General features: G+C 47.5%; 18 protein-coding genes and 2 riboswitches. Of the genes, 9 read left to right on the top strand and 9 right to left on the bottom strand.

The window, feature by feature from the left end; translation table 11 throughout:
- Positions 1 to 8: 8 nt before the first annotated feature.
- A complete protein-coding gene (locus tag Q5866_RS03865) occupies positions 9 to 1,157 on the bottom strand; it encodes a DUF5074 domain-containing protein (protein WP_303178938.1) in 1,149 nt (382 codons plus the stop codon).
- Positions 1,158 to 1,252: 95 nt separating this feature from the next.
- Positions 1,253 to 1,462, bottom strand: a riboswitch (cobalamin riboswitch).
- Between the two features lie 321 nt (positions 1,463 to 1,783).
- On the opposite strand from Q5866_RS03865, the gene Q5866_RS03860 reads away from it, so the two are divergent.
- Positions 1,784 to 3,283: an oligosaccharide flippase family protein gene (locus Q5866_RS03860; protein WP_303178936.1), complete on the top strand. Its 1,500-nt coding sequence runs from the start codon at positions 1,784 to 1,786 to the stop codon at positions 3,281 to 3,283.
- 14 nt (positions 3,284 to 3,297) lie between these two features.
- Complete coding sequence (locus Q5866_RS03855) at positions 3,298 to 4,509, top strand: glycosyltransferase (RefSeq protein WP_303178934.1); 1,212 nt, start codon at positions 3,298 to 3,300, stop codon at positions 4,507 to 4,509.
- Here Q5866_RS03855 and Q5866_RS03850 read toward each other — a convergent pair.
- The gene (locus Q5866_RS03850) at positions 4,506 to 5,159 is read right to left on the bottom strand and encodes a hypothetical protein (protein ID WP_227215748.1); all 654 of its coding nucleotides are present in this window, start codon (positions 5,157 to 5,159) and stop codon (positions 4,506 to 4,508) included. The genes Q5866_RS03855 and Q5866_RS03850 overlap by 4 nt on opposite strands.
- A 270-nt stretch (positions 5,160 to 5,429) precedes the next feature.
- Here Q5866_RS03850 and Q5866_RS03845 point away from each other — a divergent pair, with 270 nt between their 5' ends.
- Complete coding sequence (locus tag Q5866_RS03845; RefSeq protein ID WP_303178929.1) at positions 5,430 to 6,113, top strand: hypothetical protein; 684 nt, start codon at positions 5,430 to 5,432, stop codon at positions 6,111 to 6,113.
- A 4-nt stretch (positions 6,114 to 6,117) separates the two neighbouring features.
- On the opposite strand, the gene Q5866_RS03840 is transcribed toward Q5866_RS03845, so the two are convergent.
- Entirely contained in the window at positions 6,118 to 6,885 is a 768-nt protein-coding gene (locus Q5866_RS03840; RefSeq protein WP_303178928.1) for a head GIN domain-containing protein, read from the bottom strand.
- Positions 6,886 to 7,028: 143 nt separating this feature from the next.
- On the opposite strand from Q5866_RS03840, the gene Q5866_RS03835 reads away from it, so the two are divergent.
- Positions 7,029 to 7,562 (top strand): methylated-DNA--[protein]-cysteine S-methyltransferase, encoded by a 534-nt coding sequence (locus Q5866_RS03835; protein WP_303178926.1) that lies wholly within the window; start codon positions 7,029 to 7,031, stop codon positions 7,560 to 7,562.
- Position 7,563: 1 nt separating this feature from the next.
- Here Q5866_RS03835 and Q5866_RS03830 read toward each other — a convergent pair whose 3' ends face one another.
- The 6 genes from Q5866_RS03830 to Q5866_RS03805 form a co-directional block, all read right to left on the bottom strand.
- Complete coding sequence (locus tag Q5866_RS03830; RefSeq protein WP_303178924.1) at positions 7,564 to 8,157, bottom strand: MarC family protein; 594 nt, start codon at positions 8,155 to 8,157, stop codon at positions 7,564 to 7,566.
- A 121-nt stretch (positions 8,158 to 8,278) separates the two neighbouring features.
- Complete coding sequence (locus tag Q5866_RS03825; RefSeq protein WP_303178922.1) at positions 8,279 to 9,634, bottom strand: aldehyde dehydrogenase family protein; 1,356 nt, start codon at positions 9,632 to 9,634, stop codon at positions 8,279 to 8,281.
- A 2-nt stretch (positions 9,635 to 9,636) separates the two neighbouring features.
- A complete protein-coding gene (locus Q5866_RS03820) occupies positions 9,637 to 10,752 on the bottom strand; it encodes a 4-hydroxybutyrate dehydrogenase (RefSeq protein ID WP_303178920.1) in 1,116 nt (371 codons plus the stop codon).
- A gap of 2 nt (positions 10,753 to 10,754) precedes the next feature.
- Positions 10,755 to 12,068 (bottom strand): acetyl-CoA hydrolase/transferase family protein, encoded by a 1,314-nt coding sequence (locus Q5866_RS03815; protein ID WP_303178918.1) that lies wholly within the window; start codon positions 12,066 to 12,068, stop codon positions 10,755 to 10,757.
- 9 nt (positions 12,069 to 12,077) lie between these two features.
- Complete coding sequence (locus Q5866_RS03810; protein WP_303178916.1) at positions 12,078 to 12,404, bottom strand: NifU family protein; 327 nt, start codon at positions 12,402 to 12,404, stop codon at positions 12,078 to 12,080.
- Complete coding sequence (locus Q5866_RS03805; protein WP_292267893.1) at positions 12,379 to 13,845, bottom strand: 4-hydroxyphenylacetate 3-hydroxylase family protein; 1,467 nt, start codon at positions 13,843 to 13,845, stop codon at positions 12,379 to 12,381. The genes Q5866_RS03810 and Q5866_RS03805 overlap by 26 nt, the downstream gene beginning before the upstream one ends.
- A gap of 365 nt (positions 13,846 to 14,210) precedes the next feature.
- Positions 14,211 to 14,414: riboswitch (cobalamin riboswitch) on the bottom strand.
- Between the two features lie 191 nt (positions 14,415 to 14,605).
- On the opposite strand from Q5866_RS03805, the gene Q5866_RS03800 reads away from it, so the two are divergent.
- The 5 genes from Q5866_RS03800 to Q5866_RS03780 all read left to right on the top strand — a co-directional run bounded on the left by Q5866_RS03800 (position 14,606) and on the right by Q5866_RS03780 (position 23,073).
- The gene (locus tag Q5866_RS03800) at positions 14,606 to 15,163 is read left to right on the top strand and encodes an RNA polymerase sigma-70 factor (protein ID WP_303178913.1); all 558 of its coding nucleotides are present in this window, start codon (positions 14,606 to 14,608) and stop codon (positions 15,161 to 15,163) included.
- Between the two features lie 58 nt (positions 15,164 to 15,221).
- Positions 15,222 to 16,391, top strand: coding sequence for a FecR family protein (locus Q5866_RS03795; RefSeq protein ID WP_303178912.1), 1,170 nt, complete (start codon positions 15,222 to 15,224; stop codon positions 16,389 to 16,391).
- 167 nt (positions 16,392 to 16,558) lie between these two features.
- Positions 16,559 to 20,161 carry a SusC/RagA family TonB-linked outer membrane protein gene (locus Q5866_RS03790; protein WP_303178910.1) on the top strand — a complete coding sequence of 1,201 codons (3,603 nt, stop codon included), beginning with the start codon at positions 16,559 to 16,561 and terminating at the stop codon, positions 20,159 to 20,161.
- Positions 20,162 to 20,170: 9 nt separating this feature from the next.
- Positions 20,171 to 21,907, top strand: a complete 1,737-nt coding sequence (locus Q5866_RS03785) for a RagB/SusD family nutrient uptake outer membrane protein (protein WP_303178908.1) — start codon at positions 20,171 to 20,173, stop codon at positions 21,905 to 21,907.
- Positions 21,904 to 23,073 (top strand): hypothetical protein, encoded by a 1,170-nt coding sequence (locus tag Q5866_RS03780; RefSeq protein ID WP_303178906.1) that lies wholly within the window; start codon positions 21,904 to 21,906, stop codon positions 23,071 to 23,073. The genes Q5866_RS03785 and Q5866_RS03780 overlap by 4 nt, the downstream gene beginning before the upstream one ends.
- Positions 23,074 to 23,094 lie beyond the last annotated feature (21 nt).

Raw genomic sequence — 23,094 nt, 5'->3', positions numbered from 1 at the left:
TCACTGTTTTATTGTTGATACCCGGGGAAATACACTTGTCCGGGATAAACACCCACTTTGTGGCTTACCCTTCTCCCGTCTTTCAGGTAATGACGGATATAACCTCTTTGTGCCGTGTAATCCAAACAATCGCACAGGTAAACGTCGCCTTCGGGGCTAACCGCGAACCCGTACATCATACCCACGCCCGGCAGGTCGTAATAATGTTCAAATTCACCCGTCGTCACGTTCATCCGGTACACGCTCTGCTGTTCTTTTTCGCCTTTGGCGTTTTCTTCTGTCGCACGGGTTTTCACGTTGAAGTATATCCACGTTCCCGTCGGGTCGATATCCGTGCGGTTGTAATTGATATAGCCGATAATCTCGCCCGGGGTCTGTGAATTCGGGTCGCCGATGGGGAGGGTGTACGATTTAACTACTTTTTCCCGTTTCGGGTCTACGCCTTTCAGCGTGACGCCTGTCACGACACCGCTCCTTTTCTGGTACATCAATCCCCAGATTATGCCGTCTTTGTCTATCAGCATCCGGCACGTCTTCGTGTACTCCTCGTTGTATATATCCTTGATTACCCGGGCGTACTCTTTATTGATATTGTTGGCATCGAACACGTACAAACCTCCCTGCGTCATGCCGAACACTTTATTTTCCGCCACGACCAGATATTCCACCCATCTCGGGATTGAAATATATTCCAGCGGCTTCCCGTAAGGGGCTACCGTGCGAATACGCACCAGTTGTCGGTTCAAGTCGGACACGACGGCTTCCGTTTCCGAGATAGGCACTATCTGTCGCGGGTAACCCGCCTGCGTGTAGAGTATCGTTCCCTCGGATTTGAACGTCACGGGATTGACCACCTCGATTTTCTTCGAGTTATTCATCGCCACGAAATACTTTCCGTTAATCAGCGTGATGGATTGTGCCACGTCACCCATCGGGCGGTGGTTCACGTCTTGAAAGGCATCTACTACCACGGTACTGTCTTTGTATATCACCGATATCGCCCCGGCGTTCGTGTTAATCAACCCCTCGTTCAGCACGAGAGCCTCGATATCCCCGTCGCCCAACACCCCGTCGGGATAAGGCATCCCCGGTTTGTCGCACGACGCTAATGTCATGCTAATCCATACGATTGTCAGAAAATAAAACCACTTTTTCATGAACATAAATTCCCTTTTAGTCAGAAAAAGGCTTGACGTACACGGTCGACAATTGTTAAGCTATCGGCGTTCACGTTCTTCCTTCCCCTTGAACGTTAAACAATGTTGTGCATGGCAGGTCTTCTGACTTGTTTCCTTCCCGGCGTCCTTCCCATCCTTAAAATGGACAGTGGATCGTGAGTGCCGGAGAAGTTGTTACGAAACTTACAGCAGTGGATCTGTTCAGGATTTGCACCTGATTCCCTATTAATCTCACGTAAGATTGTAGAATATCTTACACGAGAACCATAACGCCGCGAAAGTAATATGTATTTTTTAATATTGCTAATGAATGGGGAAAAGATTTATTTCTCCGGAATCACGCTCCGCTTCTCGATATTCTGGGTTTTGGCACTGAAAATATCGGTACATGCGCCATGTTTTTGTATATCTCGGATAATTTGTTATGGTTATATATTTATTATTCAACCATGCAACTTCATATTTTTTGCGTATATCGGAAAATTTACTACGTTTGTATGTTTGTTCTTCAACCATGCAACTTTATATTGATTGTATGTGAAGGGATATTGTAAAACATTTAGATACTGTAGTTTATAACTGTATACATGCTCGTGAATTGAAACATGATGTGTAGGGGTTTCGTGGCGGATAACAGTAAAACGGCGCAAGCGTTATGGTTGGTGCTGGCTAATGCCTTGTCATTATGCATGACATTGGTCATATCGGCTGTCCTTAGCCGATACATGACTGCTGTCGAGTATGGCACGTATCGTCAGGTGATTTATATTTACTCGACTTTGTTGATGATTTTTTCCTTCGGGCTTCCCGGCGCGTATTCTTACTTTCTTGCACGTGTCCCGGTAGAAGAAGGGCAGGCGGTGATTCGCAAACTCGGCGTGTTATTCTGGGGACTTTCTTCCGTCTTTTCAGTCACCTTGTTTACGGGGGCATCATGGATAGCCGAATTACTTGGCAACCCGTTGCTAACCGATAATTTGAAATATTTTGCCATAACTCCCTTGCTATTGATGCAGGTATTGGGCGTCGAGCGCGTATTGACCGTGTACGGGAGGGCACGTGTTGTGCTGGTGTACGTGCTGTTGAGTCGCGCTTTCAGCGTACTTTGTTCCGTGATACCCGTGATTGTTTTCAATACCGGGGTTCCCGGGGCAGTTATCGGGTTGGTGCTCGCTTCTTTTGGCTCCTTTCTCGTTGGTACGCGACTCTTGTCATTGCCCTTTAAAAATGTAACACGGGGAAGAACGGATTTGACAACCGCGGATATATTGCGATTCTCGATGCCGGTGTTTTCTTCGAGCTTGTATGGATTCGTCATTGGTTCCGCGAGCCAATTTTTCGTGAGCCGTTACTTTGGGGTGGAAGAATTCGCTATGTTCGCGAACGGTTACAAGGAACTTCCGGTAGCGGGGATAATGATTGGTGCCGTTTCCGGTATTTTATTACCGGAATTTTCCCGGATGGCAAAGGACGGTGCCGGTAGCGGGCAATATCTGGTACTTTGGAAAAACGTGGTGCTCAAGTCCGCGTCGGTAATATACCCGTTTACCGTCTATTGTTGCATTTTTGCCCCGGAAATAATGGGGGTGTTATACGGGACCGCTTATCGTGAAGCTGCCGGTTTATTCCGGATTGTCACGATAGTAAATTTGGTACGTATCGTGCAGTACGGACCGATAATGTTCGCTTTAGGCAAAGGCAAGATATTTGCCAACGCCCACTTGGTCACGGCGGTACTATTGCTAGGGCTTGATTGCCTTTGTGTTACCTTTTTCCCGTCGTTATCCGCGATCGCTGTCATTGCAACGGCAACCACGGTCTTTTGTCTTGTGGTTTTAATGGTAAGTACGGCACGGCTCCTGAACACCGGGCTTTCGGGATTGATGCCATGGAAATCTATGTTCAAAATTCTGTTCGTGTCTGTCTTCTCGTGTTTTTTGGGGAGTTGTGCGGTAAATTTAACGGGAGTTACCCGTGATTTCCCGGTTCTTCTCTCGGGATTTTTGATATCGGTTGTTGTCTATCTGCCTCTTTCATATATCGCGGGGATTAATTACGTGAGGCTGTTGAAACCGTTGGTGTCATCTCCGCGAACGAATCCATGAAAATGAAATTGACTATGAATATTCTAATTATCACTCGAAATTTTTATCCTTACCATAGTATTGGTGCTTTTCGTGTAAACTCGTTCGCTAAGTATTTTCATGAAGCGGGGCATTCGGTAACGGTCGTGGCAGAAGGTGAGCGAGATGAGATTATCACGTGGAACGGTTGTGAAGTACACTATATCAAAGACCCGATAATGACTCCGAACTATTTTTATAATTTGGAGCGAAAGAATAAAAGATGGGTACTAAGGCGTGTGATTCGAGCGTTAGAAGCGAGAATATTTCCGGGTGGACCATGCATCTGGCGTGCCAAAGCTTGTAAAAAGGTAGAGGAATTATTTCGAAAGAATTATTTCGACGTGGTATTGAGTTCTTACGGGCCTTTGACTCCTCATGCGCTCGTGCTGAGATTGTTAAAGAAGGGATATAAATTCTTTTGGGTCGCCGATATGCGTGACGAAATGTCAAAACTTCCTTACCATAATAGAATGTCCGTGAAACCACTTGCGTTTTACGAGCGTGACATACTCGAAAAGGCGGATTTGGTACTGTCCGTGTCGAAGCCCCTTATTGATGATTTCAAGACGATGTGTTCGCACGAACGATTCTTGGAAGTGAGAAACGGGTATGATTACGAGGAGAGTTATGAAGTGAATTTTCAGCCCCAATTCACGATGGGGTATATCGGTCGGTTTTATTGGATGGCTACTCCGGACAATTTTTTTAACGCCTTTTCCGAATTGATAGAGGAGGGAAAACTTCCCGAAGATAGTCGGGTTAAAATAGTCGGTAATTTCAAGAAACTCGCTGTGCCTGACAGAATATCGTCGAACGTGATTCAATGTAAGGATGTTCCCCACGAAGAAGCGATTAGGATATCCATCATGGAGGTTGATACGCTTCTGATGATGTACAAATCCGGGCGGAAAGGAGTGTATTCCGGTAAATTGTTTGATTATCTTGCCACGAATAAACCTATTTTAGCTTTGTACGACCCTAACGATGTGGTTGCTCCGCTACTTGCCGAAACAAAAGCCGGGTTTATCGTTGACGACGCCGATAAAGAGGGGATTAAAAATATGATCATGAAATGTTATCAGATATGGAAGAATAAGGAGGTGCTTCCGCGAGATTGGGACAAGATAAAACAATACTCGCGTCGCAACCAAGTCCAAATTCTTCTCGATTACCTGTCTGTAAATTACCGGGACAAAAACAGCTAGATGCCCGCGTATTCGCTCGGTGAAAAGCGATCCGGGTTCTCGTTGCCGAAGAACAAATATAGATGCAGTGGCGTTCCGTCCGGTTGCCCTGCCGCGGGGATTTCCATGGTTACCTCCCCGTCACCGCGGTGCGCGTTATGGCAGGTAATCATTTGCGGGGAACGGGGTTGCGTGTTGTAGAAATACCCGAGGTACACTTGATCCGAGGCGCTTGCTTTCGGTCGGTCGGCGTCATTTTCCCAGCGGAGAGTAACGCTCCAGCCATCTCGTGCTACATCGGTAATCACCGGGGCTTCCAAGGTTCCCATGGAGAAACGGAATGTCGGGAACGCCCACACGCCTTTGCCCGGGCGGAGGCATCCGCCGTTCACGGAGTGGAATGCCGAGTCGCTTTTGGATATCCCCGTTGCCCTTGCCCACGTGCGCCATATTGGCAACCCCCCGGTAGCACGGCGGTATATTCGCCACATCTTCCGAACCTCGGTGAATTGGCTGGAAGATTTCTCTTCTCCCTCTGTTCTGGATTTCTTGGGGCCTCGTTTGGATTTGCATTTCCGTATGGTTCCCCCGTACAGGTAATACGTGACGCCGTCCATTTTTAGAGGTCCGTTAGCTAGTAAAGCCGCGAGTAAAGATGAGTTTCTATCCATAGCCTATATGATTTAAGTATTAATTCCGTATCAATTCCGGTACAATAGTACTTAAAATATTTTAGTTATGCAATAGTTTTCCTTTATGAACGCTATTATAAATAGGGTTCGTATAGCGTTCATATAGGGTTCGTATAGCGTTCATAACGGAATTCATACGGAATTGTTCCGGAATTAAAGCCGGATTAATATGTGTAATTGCCTAATAATAGCATGGTTTTAGAATAAAATGGTTATATTTGCAGAGAGAAATTTTAAAACAGAAAGAGTATGGCAGAATTTGTGAATCCGGTAGGAAAAATACGGGGGAAATACGGGAACGTGATTGGCTACGTGCGGAAGAACGGGAAGAACTATTGCAAGAGTGCGGGGTTGAAGCGTAAGCCGAACGGGGAGGTGCAGAAACGGCAGTCGATAGCCTTCGCCACGACGACAGAAAGAAAACGATGGTTGATGGTCGCCATTCGGTTAGGATTTCCCGGGGGAAACGGCTACCCGAAGGGATTTAACGGGTTCGTGAGCGCGAACGTGACGAATGCCGTGGAAGTGGAGAGGGTTGACCCGGAGAAACCGATCAGTGTGCGCAAGAAAGCCGGACGGGAGTTCCGTGGCGAGATCGATTACCGGAAATTGCGGGTGGCTGCGGGGCAGTTGGTACCGCCATCGGTTAGTGCCGAGGTGGACGCGGAGAACCGGAAGGTGCATTTCACCTCCCCGGGGGAGCAACTCGAGTTGATCGATTGTTTCTTGGATGATAAAATTTATGGCGTGGTGGCTGGTGTACGGAACAAGCGTTGCCATGTGGTGGAGTTGGGTGCACGGGGAGAGGCTATCGGCACGAGCGTGGATTTCCCGAGAGATGTCGAGGCGGACGAGCTTGTCGTTTACGTGTTCGCGGCGGGTGCCGACGGGAAGGATGTTTCCGATTCGGTGTGCGTGTGTCACCCGGAGTAACGACTTAATTGTCTTTCTTTATTTTGGATACTCCCGTGGCGTCGAGTTTTATGATTTTCGGGTTGCCGGAGTACGTGATCGAGGATACCCCGGAGGCTTTGGCGCTGAGTTCTTTCACGACGTTGATGTTGACGTGGGAGGAGCCTGAGGCTTCGATGGTGGCATTGTCGATCCGGAAGTTGTCAAGGTTCGCGCGAGAGGCTCCGTTTACTTCAATGTTGCCTTCCGTGCTTTTGCCCGCGAGGGTGAGGTTGCTGGCTCCCGATATTCTGAAAGCTATCACGGGGGCGGTGAGTTCACCGGATATTTTTGACGCTCCTGCCAAGTGTATTTCTGCTTCTTGATTTACGCGGATGGGGTCGGTTGACTTCATGGCGGAAGCGCCGACAATTTTCGCCTTGAAGTTGTTCGCGGTGATTTCTCCGGTCAAGGTGAGGGAGGAGGCTCCGGTCAATTCGACATTTTCTAACGCGGACAGGTTGACTTCGGCGGTGAATTTATCGTTGTTTTTTCCTTTGATTTTACCTTCAAAGGTAATGAGTAGTATCCCGTCCTGTTTTAGCGTGAAGTTTAGTTGCTTTTCCAGTCGGGCGGGAATGGTGACCGATGCCCCGGTGGATTCGCCTTGTCTGGCGGTAACTTTGAATGCCCCGTGGACTTCAATCCCGGTGATTTTTTCTCCTTGGAAACGGGAAATCGTGATTTGTTCTTGCGCGATGGCTCCGGTGATGGCGAAGCAGAACATGAAGAGGATGAATGTAATTTTTTTCATGATTATTATTTTTTAATGGGACGTTTAAAGGTAGTGAAAAGTTACAAAGGGTGATAAGTATTGGAAAAAAAATTAGAAATTTGTTTGTTAAGAATTAATCTTTACTTTTGTAAGTATCAGATGTTTTTTTAATCTATAACGCTATGCAATACACTTGTAAATATCTTTCGCCCGCGGGTGGAATAACGATTGCCAGTGATGGCGATAGTCTGACAGGACTATGGTTTGACGGTCAGAAATACTTTGCCGATACGTTGTCGGCGGAGCATGAAGAGAAGGCTTTGCCTGTTTTCGTGCGGACAAAAGAGTGGCTGGATTGTTATTTCGGCGGCAAGAAGCCCGGTTTCACTCCCGACTTGCGTTTGGATAGCACGCCTTTTCGTCTTGCCGTGTGGGAAATATTAAGGGAAATTCCTTACGGTAAAGTGATAACTTACAAGGATATCGCGGAAGAGGTTGCCCGGCGAAAGGGGTTACCGAATATGTCGGCTCAGGCGGTGGGAGGTGCCGTGGGGCATAATCCGGTCAGTATTATTATACCGTGTCATCGTGTTGTCGGTTGTAATGGCAGTTTGACGGGATACGCGGGAGGTATTGCCAAAAAAGTTCATCTGCTGACTTTGGAAGGTGTTGACCCGGGTAGATTTTTTGTCCCGTCGAAGGGAACCGCGTTGTAGGTTAACGCAGGGAATCCAATAAAATGTTGAGGTTGGAGGTGAAAATTTTCACGGACATGGCAAGCAGGATGATGCCGAAGAATTTTCGCAGGATGTAGACTCCGCTTTTGCCCAAGACGCGCTCCACGAGGTAGACGTTGCGCAGGACGACGTAGACGACGAGCATGTTGAGGATGATGGCGATGATGATGCTCAAGGGGCTACATTCGGCTTTGAGGGTTAAGGTTGTTGCCAAGGCTCCTGCCCCGGCGATAAGCGGGAACACGACGGGGATGAATGTGGTTGCTCCTTCGGGACCGTCGTTTTGAAATATTTCGATGTTGAAGGTCATTTCTATGGCAAGCACGAAAAGTACTAACGCTCCCGCCAGCGCGAAAGAAGGTATGTCGATGTTGAATAGTCTCAATAACCCGTTGCCGGCAAAAAAGAAAGCGATAAATATAGCCAGAGATATTCCTGCCGCTTGGGCGGCGTTGACTTTTTTTCCGGTACTGTTAAGACCGATGATGATGGGGGTGGCGCCCGTGATATCGATGATGGCAAAGAGTACCATGAAGGCGGTGAATATTTCTTTTATGTTGATGCTGAGTTCCATTTTTCCGTTGAGTTTTTTATATATTGAAATTTGCAGGTTATAAATGCAGCGACCAAGCATTTATGAAACCGAACGATGAAGGGGCTGGCATTTATAATGCCTGCAAATTTACGATATTTTTTTACATTTCCCATATCTCGGCATCAGACGGCACGTGTATCCTCGCGGATAACGGGGCGATGCGCGTGATGTTTAACAGGTGTTTGTACGTGAAGTTCTCGGATATGGAGTTATTTCCCCAGCTTCCGCAACCGAGTGTATTGGTGACGGGCAGCCCGTTCTGTATGGAGCCTCCGGCGGTGGTGGCACAAGAGGCATTGACGATTAGTCGCGACACGGAGAGTTCTGTTCCAGCCTTAATGATGTTGGCTTGGTTGTTGGAATGGATTCCCGCTGTGTGTCCGTTGCCTTCCATGAAGAGGTTGGTTTTGGCTATTTTGATGGCCTCGTCAAAGTTGTCGTAGGAGAAGGCAGCCATGACGGGACACATTTTTTCTTTACAGATAGGGTCTTCCCGACCGATGCCGTGTGCCTCGACAACGAGTACGCGGGTGTTGCCCGGTACGAAAATACCCGCTTTGTCGGCAATCCTCTGCACGGATTGTCCCACGATATCACGGCAGATATGGTCGTCTTCGAATAGGGCGTTGATTACTTTATCCCGGTCTTCCGCGGCAATAAAATAAGCCCCGTGACGGCGGAACGCGTCAAGTACTTGTGTGCGGTCGTCCTTGTGGTAAATGAAACTTTGTTCACCGGAGCAGATGATTCCGTTGTCGAACGAGCGACCCGTGATGACTTTTTCTGCTGCCATGTCGAAGTCGATGTAACGGTCGAGTATGACTTGCACGTTGCCTGCACCGACGCCGAAGGACGGTTTGCCGGAGGAGTAGGCTGATTTCACCATGGGCATCCCTCCCGTGGCAACGACCACGTCGCAGGCCTCCATGAGTTCGCGGGTTTTCTCGATGGTGGGTTCCTCGATCACTTGCACGAGTCCTTCCGGCACGTCGAACGGGGTGATGGCCTCGATGATTAGTTTTACCGCGGCACTGGAGCATTTTTTGGCTTTCGGGTGAGGGGCGATGATAATCGCGTTTTTGGTTTTCAACGCGAAGATAATTTTTGACATGGGGGTTACCACGGGATTAGTCATCGGGGTGATTCCGGCAACGACCCCGATGGGTTTGGCGATCTCGATAAGATTGGTCTTTTCGTCGATGCTCAAGATACCCATGGATTTTTTACCTTTCAGGTTGTACCAAACTCCTTTGGATTTGTTCCTGTTCTTGGCAACTTTGTCTTCATAGACTCCCATTTGGGTTTCTTCTATCGTGAGTTGGGCCAATTGTTCCGCGTGATCAAAAATAACACGTGCGGCTGCTTTTATTACCTGATCAACGCCTTCTTGGTCAAAACGTTCGGCATAGATGAATTGTGCCTCGCGAGCTTTTTGAATCATTTCTTTTATTTCCATGACTAATATAATGTATTGTATATGTTTCTGATTTCTTCTTTGGTTACTTCCGTGTAGTTGTTTGCTAATAAGCGTTGCTGTGTTTGTAGCACGTTATCGGTAAATCCGTCGATGTCTTCGGGTTTCATGCCATAGGTATGTAACGGATTTTTAGAGAGTAGTTTGCCCAACAGGTGGTCGAGTTCCTCGTACACGTGTTCCGTGTCGGTGGCGAGGAGTGCCGCCAATAGGGTGTTTACTTCCCGGATGATGCCGTGTGGGTTCTTTTGGTAATAGAGTTTGAATACCTCCGTGAAGAACTGGTAGTTGGCTTCCCCGTGGGGAACGTGGTAATTTCCGCCGAGCGGGTAGGAAAGGGCGTGTACCGCACCGACTCCCGTGTTCCCGAAAGCGATGCCCGCCTGATTGCTGGCAATGAGCATTTCTTCCAAGCGTTCAAACCGATAGTCGGGTCCCTGCGCGGCGATGTTCTTGAACACGTCTATGATGGTTTCAATGGCTGCCTTGCAGTAGGCGCGAGTGTACGGGTTGGATTTTGGTGACACGTATGACTCGACGGCGTGAATGAGGGCGTCGATGGAGCTGTACACGTAGAATTTGTAAGGAAGTCCCCGTAATAGTTCCGGAATCAAGACGGCGTCGTCGGCTAGCAGTGCGTCGTCGGCAAGTCCCATTTTGGTGTGGCGGGATTTGATTTCGGCGATGGAGATATTCGTGACCTCGCTACCGGTTCCGCAAGTCGTGGGGAGGATGATTAATTGACGGGCTTTTTCAATGGGGAGCTTGCGCTCGAATGCTTTTGTCGCGTTCGTGATGTCGCGCAAGGCAAATAGTTTGGATATGTCAATAACAGTACCTCCTCCCACGGCAATGATGCGGGTGTATTCTTCCAACTTGATGTCGGCGAGGATACGGGTGATCATTTCATCGGAGGGTTCCCCCTGTCCATAGCGTTCCTGCATGATGAACTGGCAAGGCAGGTTGAGCTCCCGCATGTACGGATTGTAGAGAAATTCATTGGTAATTACCAAGTCTTCTTTCGAGAGGTTGAACTCCCGGGCGAAATCGGCAAAACGGTCGAATTTGCCGAGTCGGGTTTTTAATTTGAAAAGTTGCATATCTATAATATTGTTTTTTTAGCTTTTGGAAAACGGCGGAAATATTCTTCCGCGAGAGTCTCTCTGAAATCGGGATGGGCGATACGGATGAGGCTTTCGGCTCTTTGTCTTAAGGTTTTGCCTTTCAGATGGGCGATACCGTACTCCGTGACGATGTAATCGACTTCGTTGCGGGTGGTGGTAACTGCCGCCCCCGGAGCCAGATAGGGTACGATACGCGATACTTTGCCCCGGGCGGCGGTGGAAGGCATGGCGAGTATCGATTTACCGCCTTCGGAGAGTGCTGCCCCCCGGATGTAGTCAACCTGCCCGCCTGTGCCGCTGAATTGTTTCGTACCGATTGTTTCGGAACATACTTGCCCGGAAAGGTCCACTTCAATGCAAGAGTTGATAGATACGAGGTTGCGGTTTTGGCGAATGACGTAAGGATCGTTGACGTAATCCACGGGGAATAGGGCGACGTTAGGGTTATTGTCGACGAAATCGTACAAACGTTGGCTTCCCATGAGGAAGGTGGCAACGAGTTTTTCGGGATGAAGTGTTTTTCTCCGTCCGTTGATAACTCCTTTTTGCACGAGGTCGATTACCCCGTCGGAAAACATTTCCGTGTGGATTCCCAAGTCTTTTTTATCGTACAGGCATTGCAACACGGCATCGGGGATAGCACCGATCCCTAATTGTAGCGTGGCTCCGTCTTCAATCAGTTCGGCACAATTCCGTCCGATAGCTTGTTCCGTTTCTCCGATTTTGGGTAATGGAATTTCAAACAAAGGATTTGAAGTTTCCACGATATAATCGAGTTTGGATACGTGTATGTAGTTGTCGCCCCCGATGTGCGGCATTCGGTCGTTGATTTCCGCTATCACGACGCGGGCGGCGTCGGCCGCGGATTTCGTGTAGTCGGATGAAACCCCGAAGCTGCAATATCCTTCCTCGTTCGGGGTGCTGAGATGCACGACCGCCACGTCGACGGGTAAAGTCCCGTTGCGGAAAAGATGGGGTAATTCGTGGAAAAAACAAGGGATAAAGTCGGCACGATCCTCTTCAATCGCCTGACGTGTGTTGGCGCCGACGAAATTGGTATTGTGTCGAAAATGTGTTTCGGTGTCCGGGGCGGTGTAGGCTCCGTCACCAAGGCATAGCATGTGATATATTTCCACGTTGCGGTAATCGTCCTTGTGTGTCACGAGTGCTTTGGCGATTTCCCGCGGAACTCCTGCCGCATGGGAGAATACAACCCGGTCGTTGTCCCGGATTGCCTTGATTGCTTCTTCGGCCGTGGTTATTTTGCGCGTGTAAAGTTGTTTCCAGTCCATGTAAGTTTTTTATAATGGTTTGTTCCGGTTGAGAATCTGCCGGGCGAAATCGAGTATATCGGGATTGGTTTCGTTGACGAGGATTACGTTACCGATAGCGTCGCCCAAGTGTTCGGCGAGAACACGTTGCACGGTTTGTTCTATGGTGATCTGTGCCGCCGGACAGGTTTTGCAAGCCCCGAGCAGGGCAACCCGTACGTCCTTGCCGTCGATTTCCCGAATAGCGATATCACCCCCGTGGTCCCGGAGGAGAGGGCGAATGTGTCGTTCAATGATCTCCTCCAGGTGCTTCCACAGAGTAGTGGTTTCTTTATCGTTTACGGTTTTTGTTTTCATCAATCCGGGCAATTTGCTTGGCAAGTTCTTTTTTACTGTCAAGGTTTCCCTGTCTGGCAATCATGATACGTTGAGCTTGTGGTGAACCTGCCCCGTGCATGGATTCCGTACGATAGCCTACGGCCGCGGTTCCGAGGGTGATATTCTCGATCAGGCGTAAGATGCGCATCCGGTTTTCGGTGTCTGTTCCGGTTGTTCCTTGCAGGTATTTCTTCACGTATTTCCCGATGAACGGGTCTTTCAAGTCTTTTTCCGAGGGCATGGTAACCATTAATCCCCCGGCGATGTCTTCCGCCAGACGGGCAATTTCGTACGGGAACCGGGTGACGTTTTGCTTGCACACGTTGGCGAGTAGCAAGTTGATCTCGTAGTTGCCCGCGAGAGTCGGTTGCCCCTCGGCGGAGCAAGCAATACCGCAAGAGTAGAGTGTTTCGTTGAGGTGAATCATCTCGATGAGTTTGTCTTTGATGTGGCTTGCCTTGGGAACTCCGTTGTAGTCGGCAGCAAGGGCGGAGGCTCCGATTAGAACGTCACCCACGCCTACTTTACATCCTCCGTAAGATTGCCTGTGATAACCGGCGAAGCGTTCTACCATCATTCCGGCGAATTCGTGTTCGCGACACATGAAGATCCGGTCGTTGGGTACGAATACGTCATCGAAGACCACGAGTGCCTCGTGTCCCCCGAATCGGGCATTGCCGAGATCGATGTCCGCACCTTCTTCCAGTTTACGGGTGTCGCAGGATTGGCGTCCGTAGATCATGAATACGCCTTCCGCGTCGGAAGGTACGGCAAAAGATACCGCGTATTCTTTGTCGGCTTCTTTTAGAGCGACGGTAGGCATGATCAAGTGCTCGTGTGAATTGACAGCCCCTGTCTGGTGGGCTTTTGCCCCACGCACGATAATTCCGTCTCGGCGTACTTCTTTGATGTGTAGATACATATCAGGATCTTCCTGTTGCGAGGGGGATAAGCCGCGGTCACCTTTGGGATCGGTCATGGCTCCGTCTACCGTGAGGTCGTTATCCTGCACGAATTTTAAATATTCAATAAATCGTTTGTGGTATTCTGTCCCGTGAGCTTGGTCTATCTCGTAGGTTGTCGAGTAGATAGCGTTGAAAGCGTCCATGCCGACGCAGCGTTGGAAGCAGGCTCCGGTTTTCTGTCCCACCAATCGTTGCATTTTGACTTTGTTGATCAGGTCTTCAGCGCTCTGGTGCAAGTGACAGAAGCGATTGATCGTTTTGCCGGTCAGGTTGGATTTGGCCGTCATCAATGTTTTGTATTCTTCTTTTTCTGCCAGTTCGTAAGTCATGGCTACCGAGTTCATAGACGGGCGTATCATCGGGTGATTTACCGGGTCTTTGATTAATTCTCCCATGAAGTAGACTTTAAGGTTTAGTTTGCCGAGGCTTTCAATGTACTGTTCTTTTGTCATCATGATTCTTATCTTTTTTTGAGTTGTTGTGTTTTAATAAAGAAAAAATGTAGTAATTAAAAGAGGTATAAGGATACCTTTAACCTGTTGCAAGGAAGATTGGAGGGTGGAAAACGTGCGAGAAGAAATATGGCGGCAGAATCCGGCGTATGTTTGCCGTTAATAGGGCGACATTCGCTGACTCTAGTTGCCATAATAGAGAAATGTCTCCTTTTTCTTGCTGAAAAAGAGTTTGTTGCGCCAACATGTGAATGTTCGCGTTGTAATGCTCCTTTGTTCATAATGCTTTGTCACTAGGACATTAAAAACATTTTTAATCTTTTATGAAAAACTTCGCACATCTCCCTTACTCCTAGTCCCTGAAGCAACGGATTTATATCTTGCCCGGCAGGTCTTCTGACTTGTTCCGATATTCGCGGCCTTCCCTTTTCTGGTGAAAAAGTGACCATTAGGATGCAAATACCTGTTTTAAGAACTTACAGCTGAGGGTACAGTTCCGGACTTTCACCGGATTCCCTATTCAATCTTACCCTGTAATAAGGGATCAGATCACCTAAGCGATGCAAAGGTATATAAATAAAATTGTATTCCTACTTTTTTTCCGTATTTATTTTGTTCGTTCGTGGGGTGCTTCGTGTTATATCCATGGAGAAGAATGATGATTATTGTTTTATATGTCTGGAATGTAAAGGTGAAGTTTAGAAAATAGAAAAAAGTTATATATTTGTGACGTTGAAGTGATGTTTTATTTATCCGGAGTGTCATGGCTGACGTTGATGATGTTTTTGTACGACAGGTAAACGGGAAGCAGGAAAGAGCTTATCATGAGTTGTTCCGGCGGTTTTATAATTACCTTGTAGTGTATGCCATGAGGCGGGTGCAACGGCAGGATGTGGCGGAAGATGTTGTTCAGGAAGTATTCGTGAGTATGTGGGAGGGCGATAAGGAGTTCAATTCGTTTGTCGGGTTGAAGGCGTTTTTGTATAATGCCGTGTCGAATCGTTGTCTGGATTATTTGAAACACCAGAAGGTGGTAGAGCAGTACGTGGCTGTCGCTTTGCGGGAAGGGAAGGAATGGGAGGAGATGGATTTGGTGGAGGAGGAGATGTACCGGGAATTGCATTTGGCAGTGCAGGGATTGCCGGAAAGGAGCCGTGCGGTTTTCGAGTTGCATCTGGAGGGGAAGAAAAACGAGGAGATTGCGCGATTGCTGGAATTGTCGGTACTTACCGTGAAATCGTACAAGAAAAACGCAATGCATTATTTGAAGAAAAGATTGGGCGATTTATATTTTTTATTGAACGCGGTAAAAATAATTTAATTCGGATACCCTCTTTTTGTTCCTTCGGTCGTATTTGGTGTAAATAAGAAATTACGCCATGAGCAGTGCCAATAAAAATGAAATAAGTTGTTTGCTTCGGAAGTATTTTTCCGGGACGTTGTCCCCGGGGGAGAAAATACGGCTGGATAGTTGGTTGGAAGAAAGGGAGGAACACCGGGTTCTTTTCGAGAGATTGCATAATGACACTCGGTTTGCCGAGGAGTATGGGGTGTTTCGACGAGTGGATACGGAGCGGGCGTGGGAGCGTTTTCGCGAGGGCCGGGGATTAGGTCGTCGACGGAGGATAGGCACGTGGGTGAGGTACGCGGCGGTTATTATGATACCCTTGATTGTCGGGGGGATTTGGTGGGGAATTTCTTCCGGGCGGAAGGAGAAACAGCCGTTGGTGGCGCGAAAGTCTTTGCCTGTATTGCGGAAGACAGACGTGATTCTGGAACTTGCCGACGGGAAGAAAGTGGTTCTGAAGGGGAAGCAGGAGAAAATGATTCAAGTGGGAGAAAAATTAGTCGTGAAGCAGGCAGCCGGGGAGTTGGTGTACTCGGATTCCGTGGGGAATACTCGGGTTGACACGAATATATTGCGAGTGCCCAAGGGTGGGGAGTTTAAATTGCAGTTGGCTGACGGGACACGGGTGTATTTAAATTCCGCGACAAAATTGAAATATCCGGTGGCTTTCGAGGGGGAAGAACGGCGGGTGTATCTGGAAGGCGAGGCTTATTTCGAGGTGGCGAAGGACGCGGAACGACCGTTTTTTGTTGTCACGGACGAGATGACGGCAAGGGTGTACGGGACGGAATTTAACGTGAACACGAGTTCCGAGGACGGGGTGCGCACGGTGTTGGTCGAGGGAAAGGTGGGGGTGACCGTGCGGGGTTCCGAGCGGGAATACGTGTTGAAGCCTAGTGAGATGGCTTTCTATGACCGGGGCTCGGGAAAGGTAGACGTGCGGGAAGTGGATACGGATTTGTACACGTTGTGGAGGAAAGGGATGTTTGTTTTCGAGCGGGAGTCTTTGGAAAGTATTATGGAAACACTTTCGGCATGGTATGACGTGGAAGTGTTTTTCCAATCGGAGAGTGCGAAACGGTTGCATTTCTCGGGGCATATGAAGCGTTACGAGCAGATAGATGAGATTTTGCACGCGATTACGGACGCGACGGGTGTCGTGTTTACTATAAACGGGAAAACAGTTTGTGTTTCAAGATAAAACGGAAGGTCGGCAAACCCTCCGTTTCATTCTCATTTAAACAATAAACCTCGCCTTGGAACCGTGAGGGTTTATTGAGTGTTTAATTTATATTACGACAAATGTATGAAAAAAAACGATTATGTTTTCGATTACCCTGTGGTACGAGAAAAAAAATTGAAAGAGTGATGAAATTTTTTTGGATTTTAATGTGCGCTTTTACTTTCTCTGTTTCGGCAAATTCATTTGCTCAACAGGAACGAGTCAGCTTGAATTTGAAGGATGTGGCAGTACGGACATTGTTCGATGAGATTCAACGCCAGACGAATCTTTATTTCGTGTTCAACACGGAGCAGACGGATCAGTTGGGGCAATTGTCTTTGCGTGTCGAGAACGAAACGGTGGAGAACGTGTTGAAGAAGGTGTTGGAAGGCACGGGGTTGACGTATAAGTTTCGCGGGGATCTGATCGTGATTCTGCAGGAAGACGAGAAAAAGGACGAGAAGAAGGGTAAGCGGATTTTCGGTACGGTTGTTGACGAGAGTACGAAAGAAGTGTTGCCGGGGGTTACGGTGAAGTTGTCCTCGGGGGCTTCCGTGACGATGGGGACTTCCACGGATCACCGGGGGCGATTCGAGTTGGTGCTTCCGGTGACGAAGGGTACGTTGGAGTTTTCTTTCGTGGGGTTCGAGAGCCAGAAGGTGAGTTTTAACGAGAAGACGGATAGTTTGCGGGTGGTGTTGAGAGAGAAGGTGAACGAGTTGGAAGATGTCGTTATTACCGGTTACCAACAGATTGACAGGCGGCATTTGACGGCGGCGGTGACTTCGCTTAAAATGGATGATATTGATGTGCCGGGTATAAACCGTCTTGACCAGATGCTGGAGGGGCGTATCCCCGGAATGACTTTTATGCAGAATAGCGGTCAGGTGGGGGCTACCCCGAAGTTGAGAATACGCGGAACTTCTTCTGTCCTCGGGAATCAGGAGCCGTTGTGGGTGGTAGACGGGATTATTCAACAGGATCCGGTGAACATTGATCCGCAACAGTTGAACGACCTCGATTTCGTGAATTTGTTGGGTAATGCTATTGCCGGGTTGAACCCGGACGACGTGGAGCAGATCGACGTGTTGAAGGATGCCGCGGCAACGGCATTGTATGGCGTGCGGGCTGCTAACGGGGTGATCGTTATTACGACGAAAAAAGGAAAGGTGGGACCTCCCAAGTTATCTTATTCGTTGACGGGAAGTTTTTCGACTCGCCCAAGGTACACGGACAAGGGGTTGAACTTGATGAATTCCAAGGAGAGAGTGGATGTTTCCCGCGAGTTGATGGAGCGGGGGGTGCGTTATACCGGAACGTATAACAGTTTCACGGATTGGATCGGTTACGAGCAGGCTTACTTGGATCATTATAAATACGGTGCGATCAGTTTTGAAGAGTTTCAAAAACGTTCGGCTTATTATGAAACGTTGAACACGGATTGGTTTGATATCTTGTGCCGGGATGCTTTTTCGCACAAGCATTCGTTGAGTATCAGCGGGGGAAGTACCAGCGCGAAATATTACGCTTCATTTGGGTACGCGAACGACCAAGGGGAGATTCGCGGGGAAAAGAACGAACGCTACACGGCAAGTGTGCGGGTAACGGTGCAGCATAATAAATTCCAGATGCAATTCGGGATATCCGGTAACGTGCAGGATAAGTTGTATAATCCGAGTGAATTGGGAATTATGAATTATGCTTATAATATGACCCGTGCTATCCCTTTGCGTTGGGAAACGGGTGCATTGTACACGTACCAAAAGAATAATCAGCCGTTTAATATCATTCGGGAGATGGAGGAGTCTGAATACAAGATAGCCCAAAAGAGTGCTAGCGTGAACGCACAGTTGCAATACCGGGTGTCGGAGGCGTGGAAATTGGTTGGTACTGCCTCTTATTCTATGGGTACTTCTGATGATGAAACTTGGTACGGGGAAAATTCCAATTATATTCTTCAATTGAAGAACAAGAGCAATAAGTTGTCCGAGAGTTTGTGCCCTTTCGGGGGAGAGCTGAAAACCAATGCTACGCGTAATAGTTCTTATATGCTTCGTTTGCAAACGGATTATAGCCGGTATTGGGATAAGGATAACGACCATTTCACGAATGCTTCTGTCGGTTACGAGTTGTCGTCCTCAACTTATCGGAAAGAGGCGAACACGGAACGGGGGTATTATAAAGACCGCGGGATGAGTTTTGCCGGATTTGCCGATGGTGATTATGAGAAATACCCGAAATTCTACGAGTGGAGTGTTTCCAATCACCCGAAATATACTAAATCGTTGACAAACACGATGTCGGCTTATCTCACGTTGACGTATAGTTACAAAGACCGGTATATTTTTAACGTGAATACCCGTGCGGATTGGTCTAATGCTTTCGGTAGCCGTAGTAACGAGAAGTTGCTTCCCGTGTGGTCGTTTTCCGGACGCTGGAACATGACGGAGGATATTGTTCGGAACGTGAATTGGATCAATAATTTGGCATTGCGTGTGTCATACGGTATCCAAGGAAATATGTCGAACGATCAGCCTACGCGTTTGATTATCAATAAGGGTGGATATAGTAACTCTAAGGGTGGATATACTTCGACGATTAGCAAGTTCCCGAATCCCGATTTGAAATGGGAAAAGACACACTCTTTTAACGCCGGCTTGGATTTCAGTTTGTTGAAAGACAAGATTCAAGGTTCTGTTTCATGGTTTTACAAGAAAACGATTGACGCGTTCCTGTCGAAAACCGTGTGTAACGTGAACGGGGTAAATTCTTACGTGGTTAATTCCGGTAATGTTGAGAATAAGGGTATCGAGTTGACGTTGAATTTTGTCCCGATAAACCAGTCGGTATCGTCTAACGGAAAGAGAGGGTTCGTGTGGAGGTTTGATCCCCAGATCGGGCAGACGTTGAATAAGTTGTTGAACGACCAATTGCGTAAAAATGATAAAACTTTGCAAGATGAATTGTCGTTGTCACAATTTTTGAGTGGTTCCGTTCAGTTGGCGGGAACACCTTTGAATACGTTCTTTTCTTATAAATATGCGGGCTTGGACGGCGAGGGAAAGCCTACGTTCAAAGGCTTGGAAGCGGACCGGGCTGATGAATTGCATGAAAAGTACAAGAATTTGAGTAAGAAGGACGTGTGGTTGGCGGTTTTGGATGAGTCCGGAAGCCGGGTGCCCGTGATTCAAGGTGGGGTTAGTAACTATTTCGGTTACCGGAGTTTCACGTTGTCTGTTAATTTCACGTATAGTTTCGGGAACAAGATTCGATTGTTGCGTATCGCTTCCGGGGAATATAGCGCCGTGTCACCGAAACCGATGCAGAATTTGCGTCGGGAGTTCGTGAATCGCTGGAGAAATCCGGGTGACGAGAAGATAACGGATATACCGGCATTGTCTATTGACGGTGGACAAGATAAAGGGTGGTGGTATAAAAACGAGTATAGAAATCATTGGGAACCGAGCGGGAATGCTACCATATATTCGATGTATGATGACTCGGATATTAGAGTGGCGAGTGGTAATTACGTGCGTTTGCAATCTCTTACTTTGCGGTATTTGTTACCCAAGGAGTTGTTGAAAAAGCTGGGGATGTCTTCCGGGTATTTGTCTTTGTCCGGCTCTAATTTGCACACTTGGGCGAGCAAGGAGTTGAAAGGGCAGACACCGGAACAATCGGGGACTTCCAGCGTGGTAAATATTTCGATTCGACCGAAGTATTCGTTTAGTTTGAATGTTGTTTTTTAAAATGGATGTATGATGAAAAGATACAGTATTTTGTGGTTTACGGTGCTCCTTTGCTGGCTAAGCGGGGGATGTAAGGATTTCTTGAACGAGTACTCGCAGAGTCTTTCTTATATAGAAACGGCAGCGGATTTGCAGGAATTGTTGTTGGGAAGCGGGTATCAGGATCCCGCTGTGACTGTAAGACCGGGTGGAGAGTATGTCGCTCAGGCGTGGAACAACACGAACATGAAAGATTTCATGACGTATATTCATTTGATGGATGATGATCTAAAAGAAGCGCCCGATCCTAAAGAGAAAGACACTCATAACAGACCTTGGCAGACTATGTCCGGATTCTATCGTTGGGCGGATGACCCGAATATGAATATACTGGGTACATCGTATATCGATCCCGTGTGGGAGGATTTTTACAAGCGTATTGCTGTCTTAAATTCTATTATATCGGAGATTCCCAGACAGAGGGAGAAAAATAAAATAGGGGAAGAGGAGGTATTGAATCAAGTGGGAGGAGAAACCTATTTTTTGAGGGCTTGGTATTATTTCATGTTGACCAATATATACGGTGCGCCTTACGAGAAGGCTAACCCGAATGCCAAATGGGGTGTGCCATTGAAGTTGTCGGAGGAGGTGATTGATATGTATTATTCCCGCCACACGGTAGGTGAAGTTTATGAAACGATCGTTTCCGATTTGAAGACCGCTATTAAATTCTTTGAACGGATGAGTGCGCCAAGTAAGTCGAAACGCATCGCAAGTGCCGAGGCTTGTTACGCTTTGTTGAGCCGGGTTTATTTGTACATGGAACGGTATGAGGATTGTATCGAGGCGGCGGATAAGATAGAAGGTTTTGGGGTAAGGGAACTTGGTTCGTTGCCTGTTGCCGAATCTTTTGCCACGATAGAATCCGTGGAAACGATATTTTCCCACGGACCGTACGTGATGTATTGGATTCATGGTGAGGATGCTGAAATAGAAACGGTTAACAAGATCGATATTGACCATTTGCTGGAAACGGGAGAAACTATCATGATCCAGACACAGGAGGTGAAGCAGAATGCTTGGTCGTGGGCTTGTTCTGCCACGTTTGAATCTTTGTTTGACGAGAATGATTATCGATTGAATCGTTTTTTCAGTCGCACCCGTTACAAGAAAAATTTGGTACCGAGGAAGTATAAGGCGAGTATGACTTTTGCCGAATATGATCCGGTGAGTATGGATACCGTGGTGTGCACGAACACGGGAAGTCCTGCAGCTTCCGCGGGGTGGTTGCGTTATGGCGAGGTGCTTTTGAATAAGGCGGAGGCACAGGCTTGTTTGGGACAGGGTGATGCAGCCAACACGCTGAAGGAGTTGCTCCGGTCTCGTTACAAAGTGATGCCGACGATTCCCGGCGGGGGAAAGGAATTGGTAGATTTCGTGCGTTTGGAACGGCGCAAGGAGTTGTGTTTCGAGGGACATCGTTGGTTTGACCTTCGCCGTTACGCGGTGAACTCGGTTTACCCGGATAAAAAGCCGATAGAACATGTTTGTTATCAAATTACAACCAACGACAAGGGGGTGGCCGTGGCTGAAAAGGTTGGAGAAACAACTCTTGAAGCATATAGCGAGAATAGCATGGGATCGTGGATGATTCCGATACCGCAGAGTGTAATCACTTTTTGCGACGGGAACATGGAAAATCCGGAGCGGAGAGGGGTGTCTGCAAATTTTGTACTTGAAGAAGAAAAAGAGGAGGAAACATTATGAAAAGGTTTATTTGTATTTTGTTGCTGGGGATGTTTTTGGCGTGTTCAGAGGAGGATGCGTTGCCCCCCACGGAGGTGAAAGATTGGTACGTGATTACCCCGACGGAGAATATGGACGAGGTGGATGAGGCGATTTATCACTTGTATGAAAAGTATAATAAGGCTGTGTTTTACAAGGATACGATTGGTTCTGAAGACCGGGGTTGGAAAGACGAGAACGGAAACCCGAAACTCTATTACGAGGTGCTTCGGTTAAGTTATGACATGACGGAATCAAATAATATTCAAACGAAAATCACTTACACTCCCGCGGATGTGTCGACTCCCGAGAGCAAGAAGGCTATGCTTCCTTTGTTGGAATTGATGGATGAGAAATTGTTTGCATGGATTGAGGGAGCGGATGTGCACGTGCCTGCTGTCCTGATCGTGCAAGATATGGAGAGATCGAAGAAGCCTTTGTACGTGTACCGGGGATTCGGGGTACTTGGTTTTGCCTTGAATAGTTTTGAGCAAAAGAATGCGGATTCTCTTATCCAACGGACTTTTTTGCATGAGGTGTGTTATGTGGCTTTACAAGAAAATTTGTCTACTTATCAAGATATTGTTATTAATGCTTTTGAAAACAACACTTCAGCATCTCCCGCGGTAGCGAAAGAGTGTTGGGGGGTGAATTACGAAACGTTTGTACCTTCCTATGTTTCTTGGCTTACCAGTGTGAATAATCTGCAAGTGTATGCAAACATGAAATTGCAGTATGAACAACAAAAGGAGGAGGCGCTGGAGCAGTTGAAAAATGAGAATTTAACTGAGAAGGAGCGGCAACAATGGGAAACTAAACTTCGTTCCGCTGAAATGATGCTTACTTTCGTGGAGGGGAAATTGGGTAATTACGATGAGTACAAAGCAAATCTGGAGTTGTATTGTCCCGAGAATTTTGGTTTGTTGGGTTTGACAAAAGGTAAAGTCGATGATAAATTGGCCTATTTTGTTCCGACTGCCGTAGAGGATTTTGCCGCTTACTTGGATGCCATGTTGGATTATAGCGAGGAGGAGTTCAAGGCAAAATACGAGAAGTATCCTTTGGTGCAAGCACGCTATATTCTTGTACAACACGTGCTGAAGAATGCCGGATTTGATATTCAACGAATTCGGTCGGAGATTGATTAAAAATAGTTGTCTGTTTTTAGA

Origin of the sequence: uncultured Butyricimonas sp., assembly GCF_959596855.1 — a bacterium.
Classification (GTDB): Bacteria; Bacteroidota; Bacteroidia; order Bacteroidales; family Marinifilaceae; genus Butyricimonas; species Butyricimonas muris.
The sequence above is the reverse complement of the archived record's forward strand: the minus strand, read 5'-3'. Positions and strand labels throughout refer to the sequence as shown.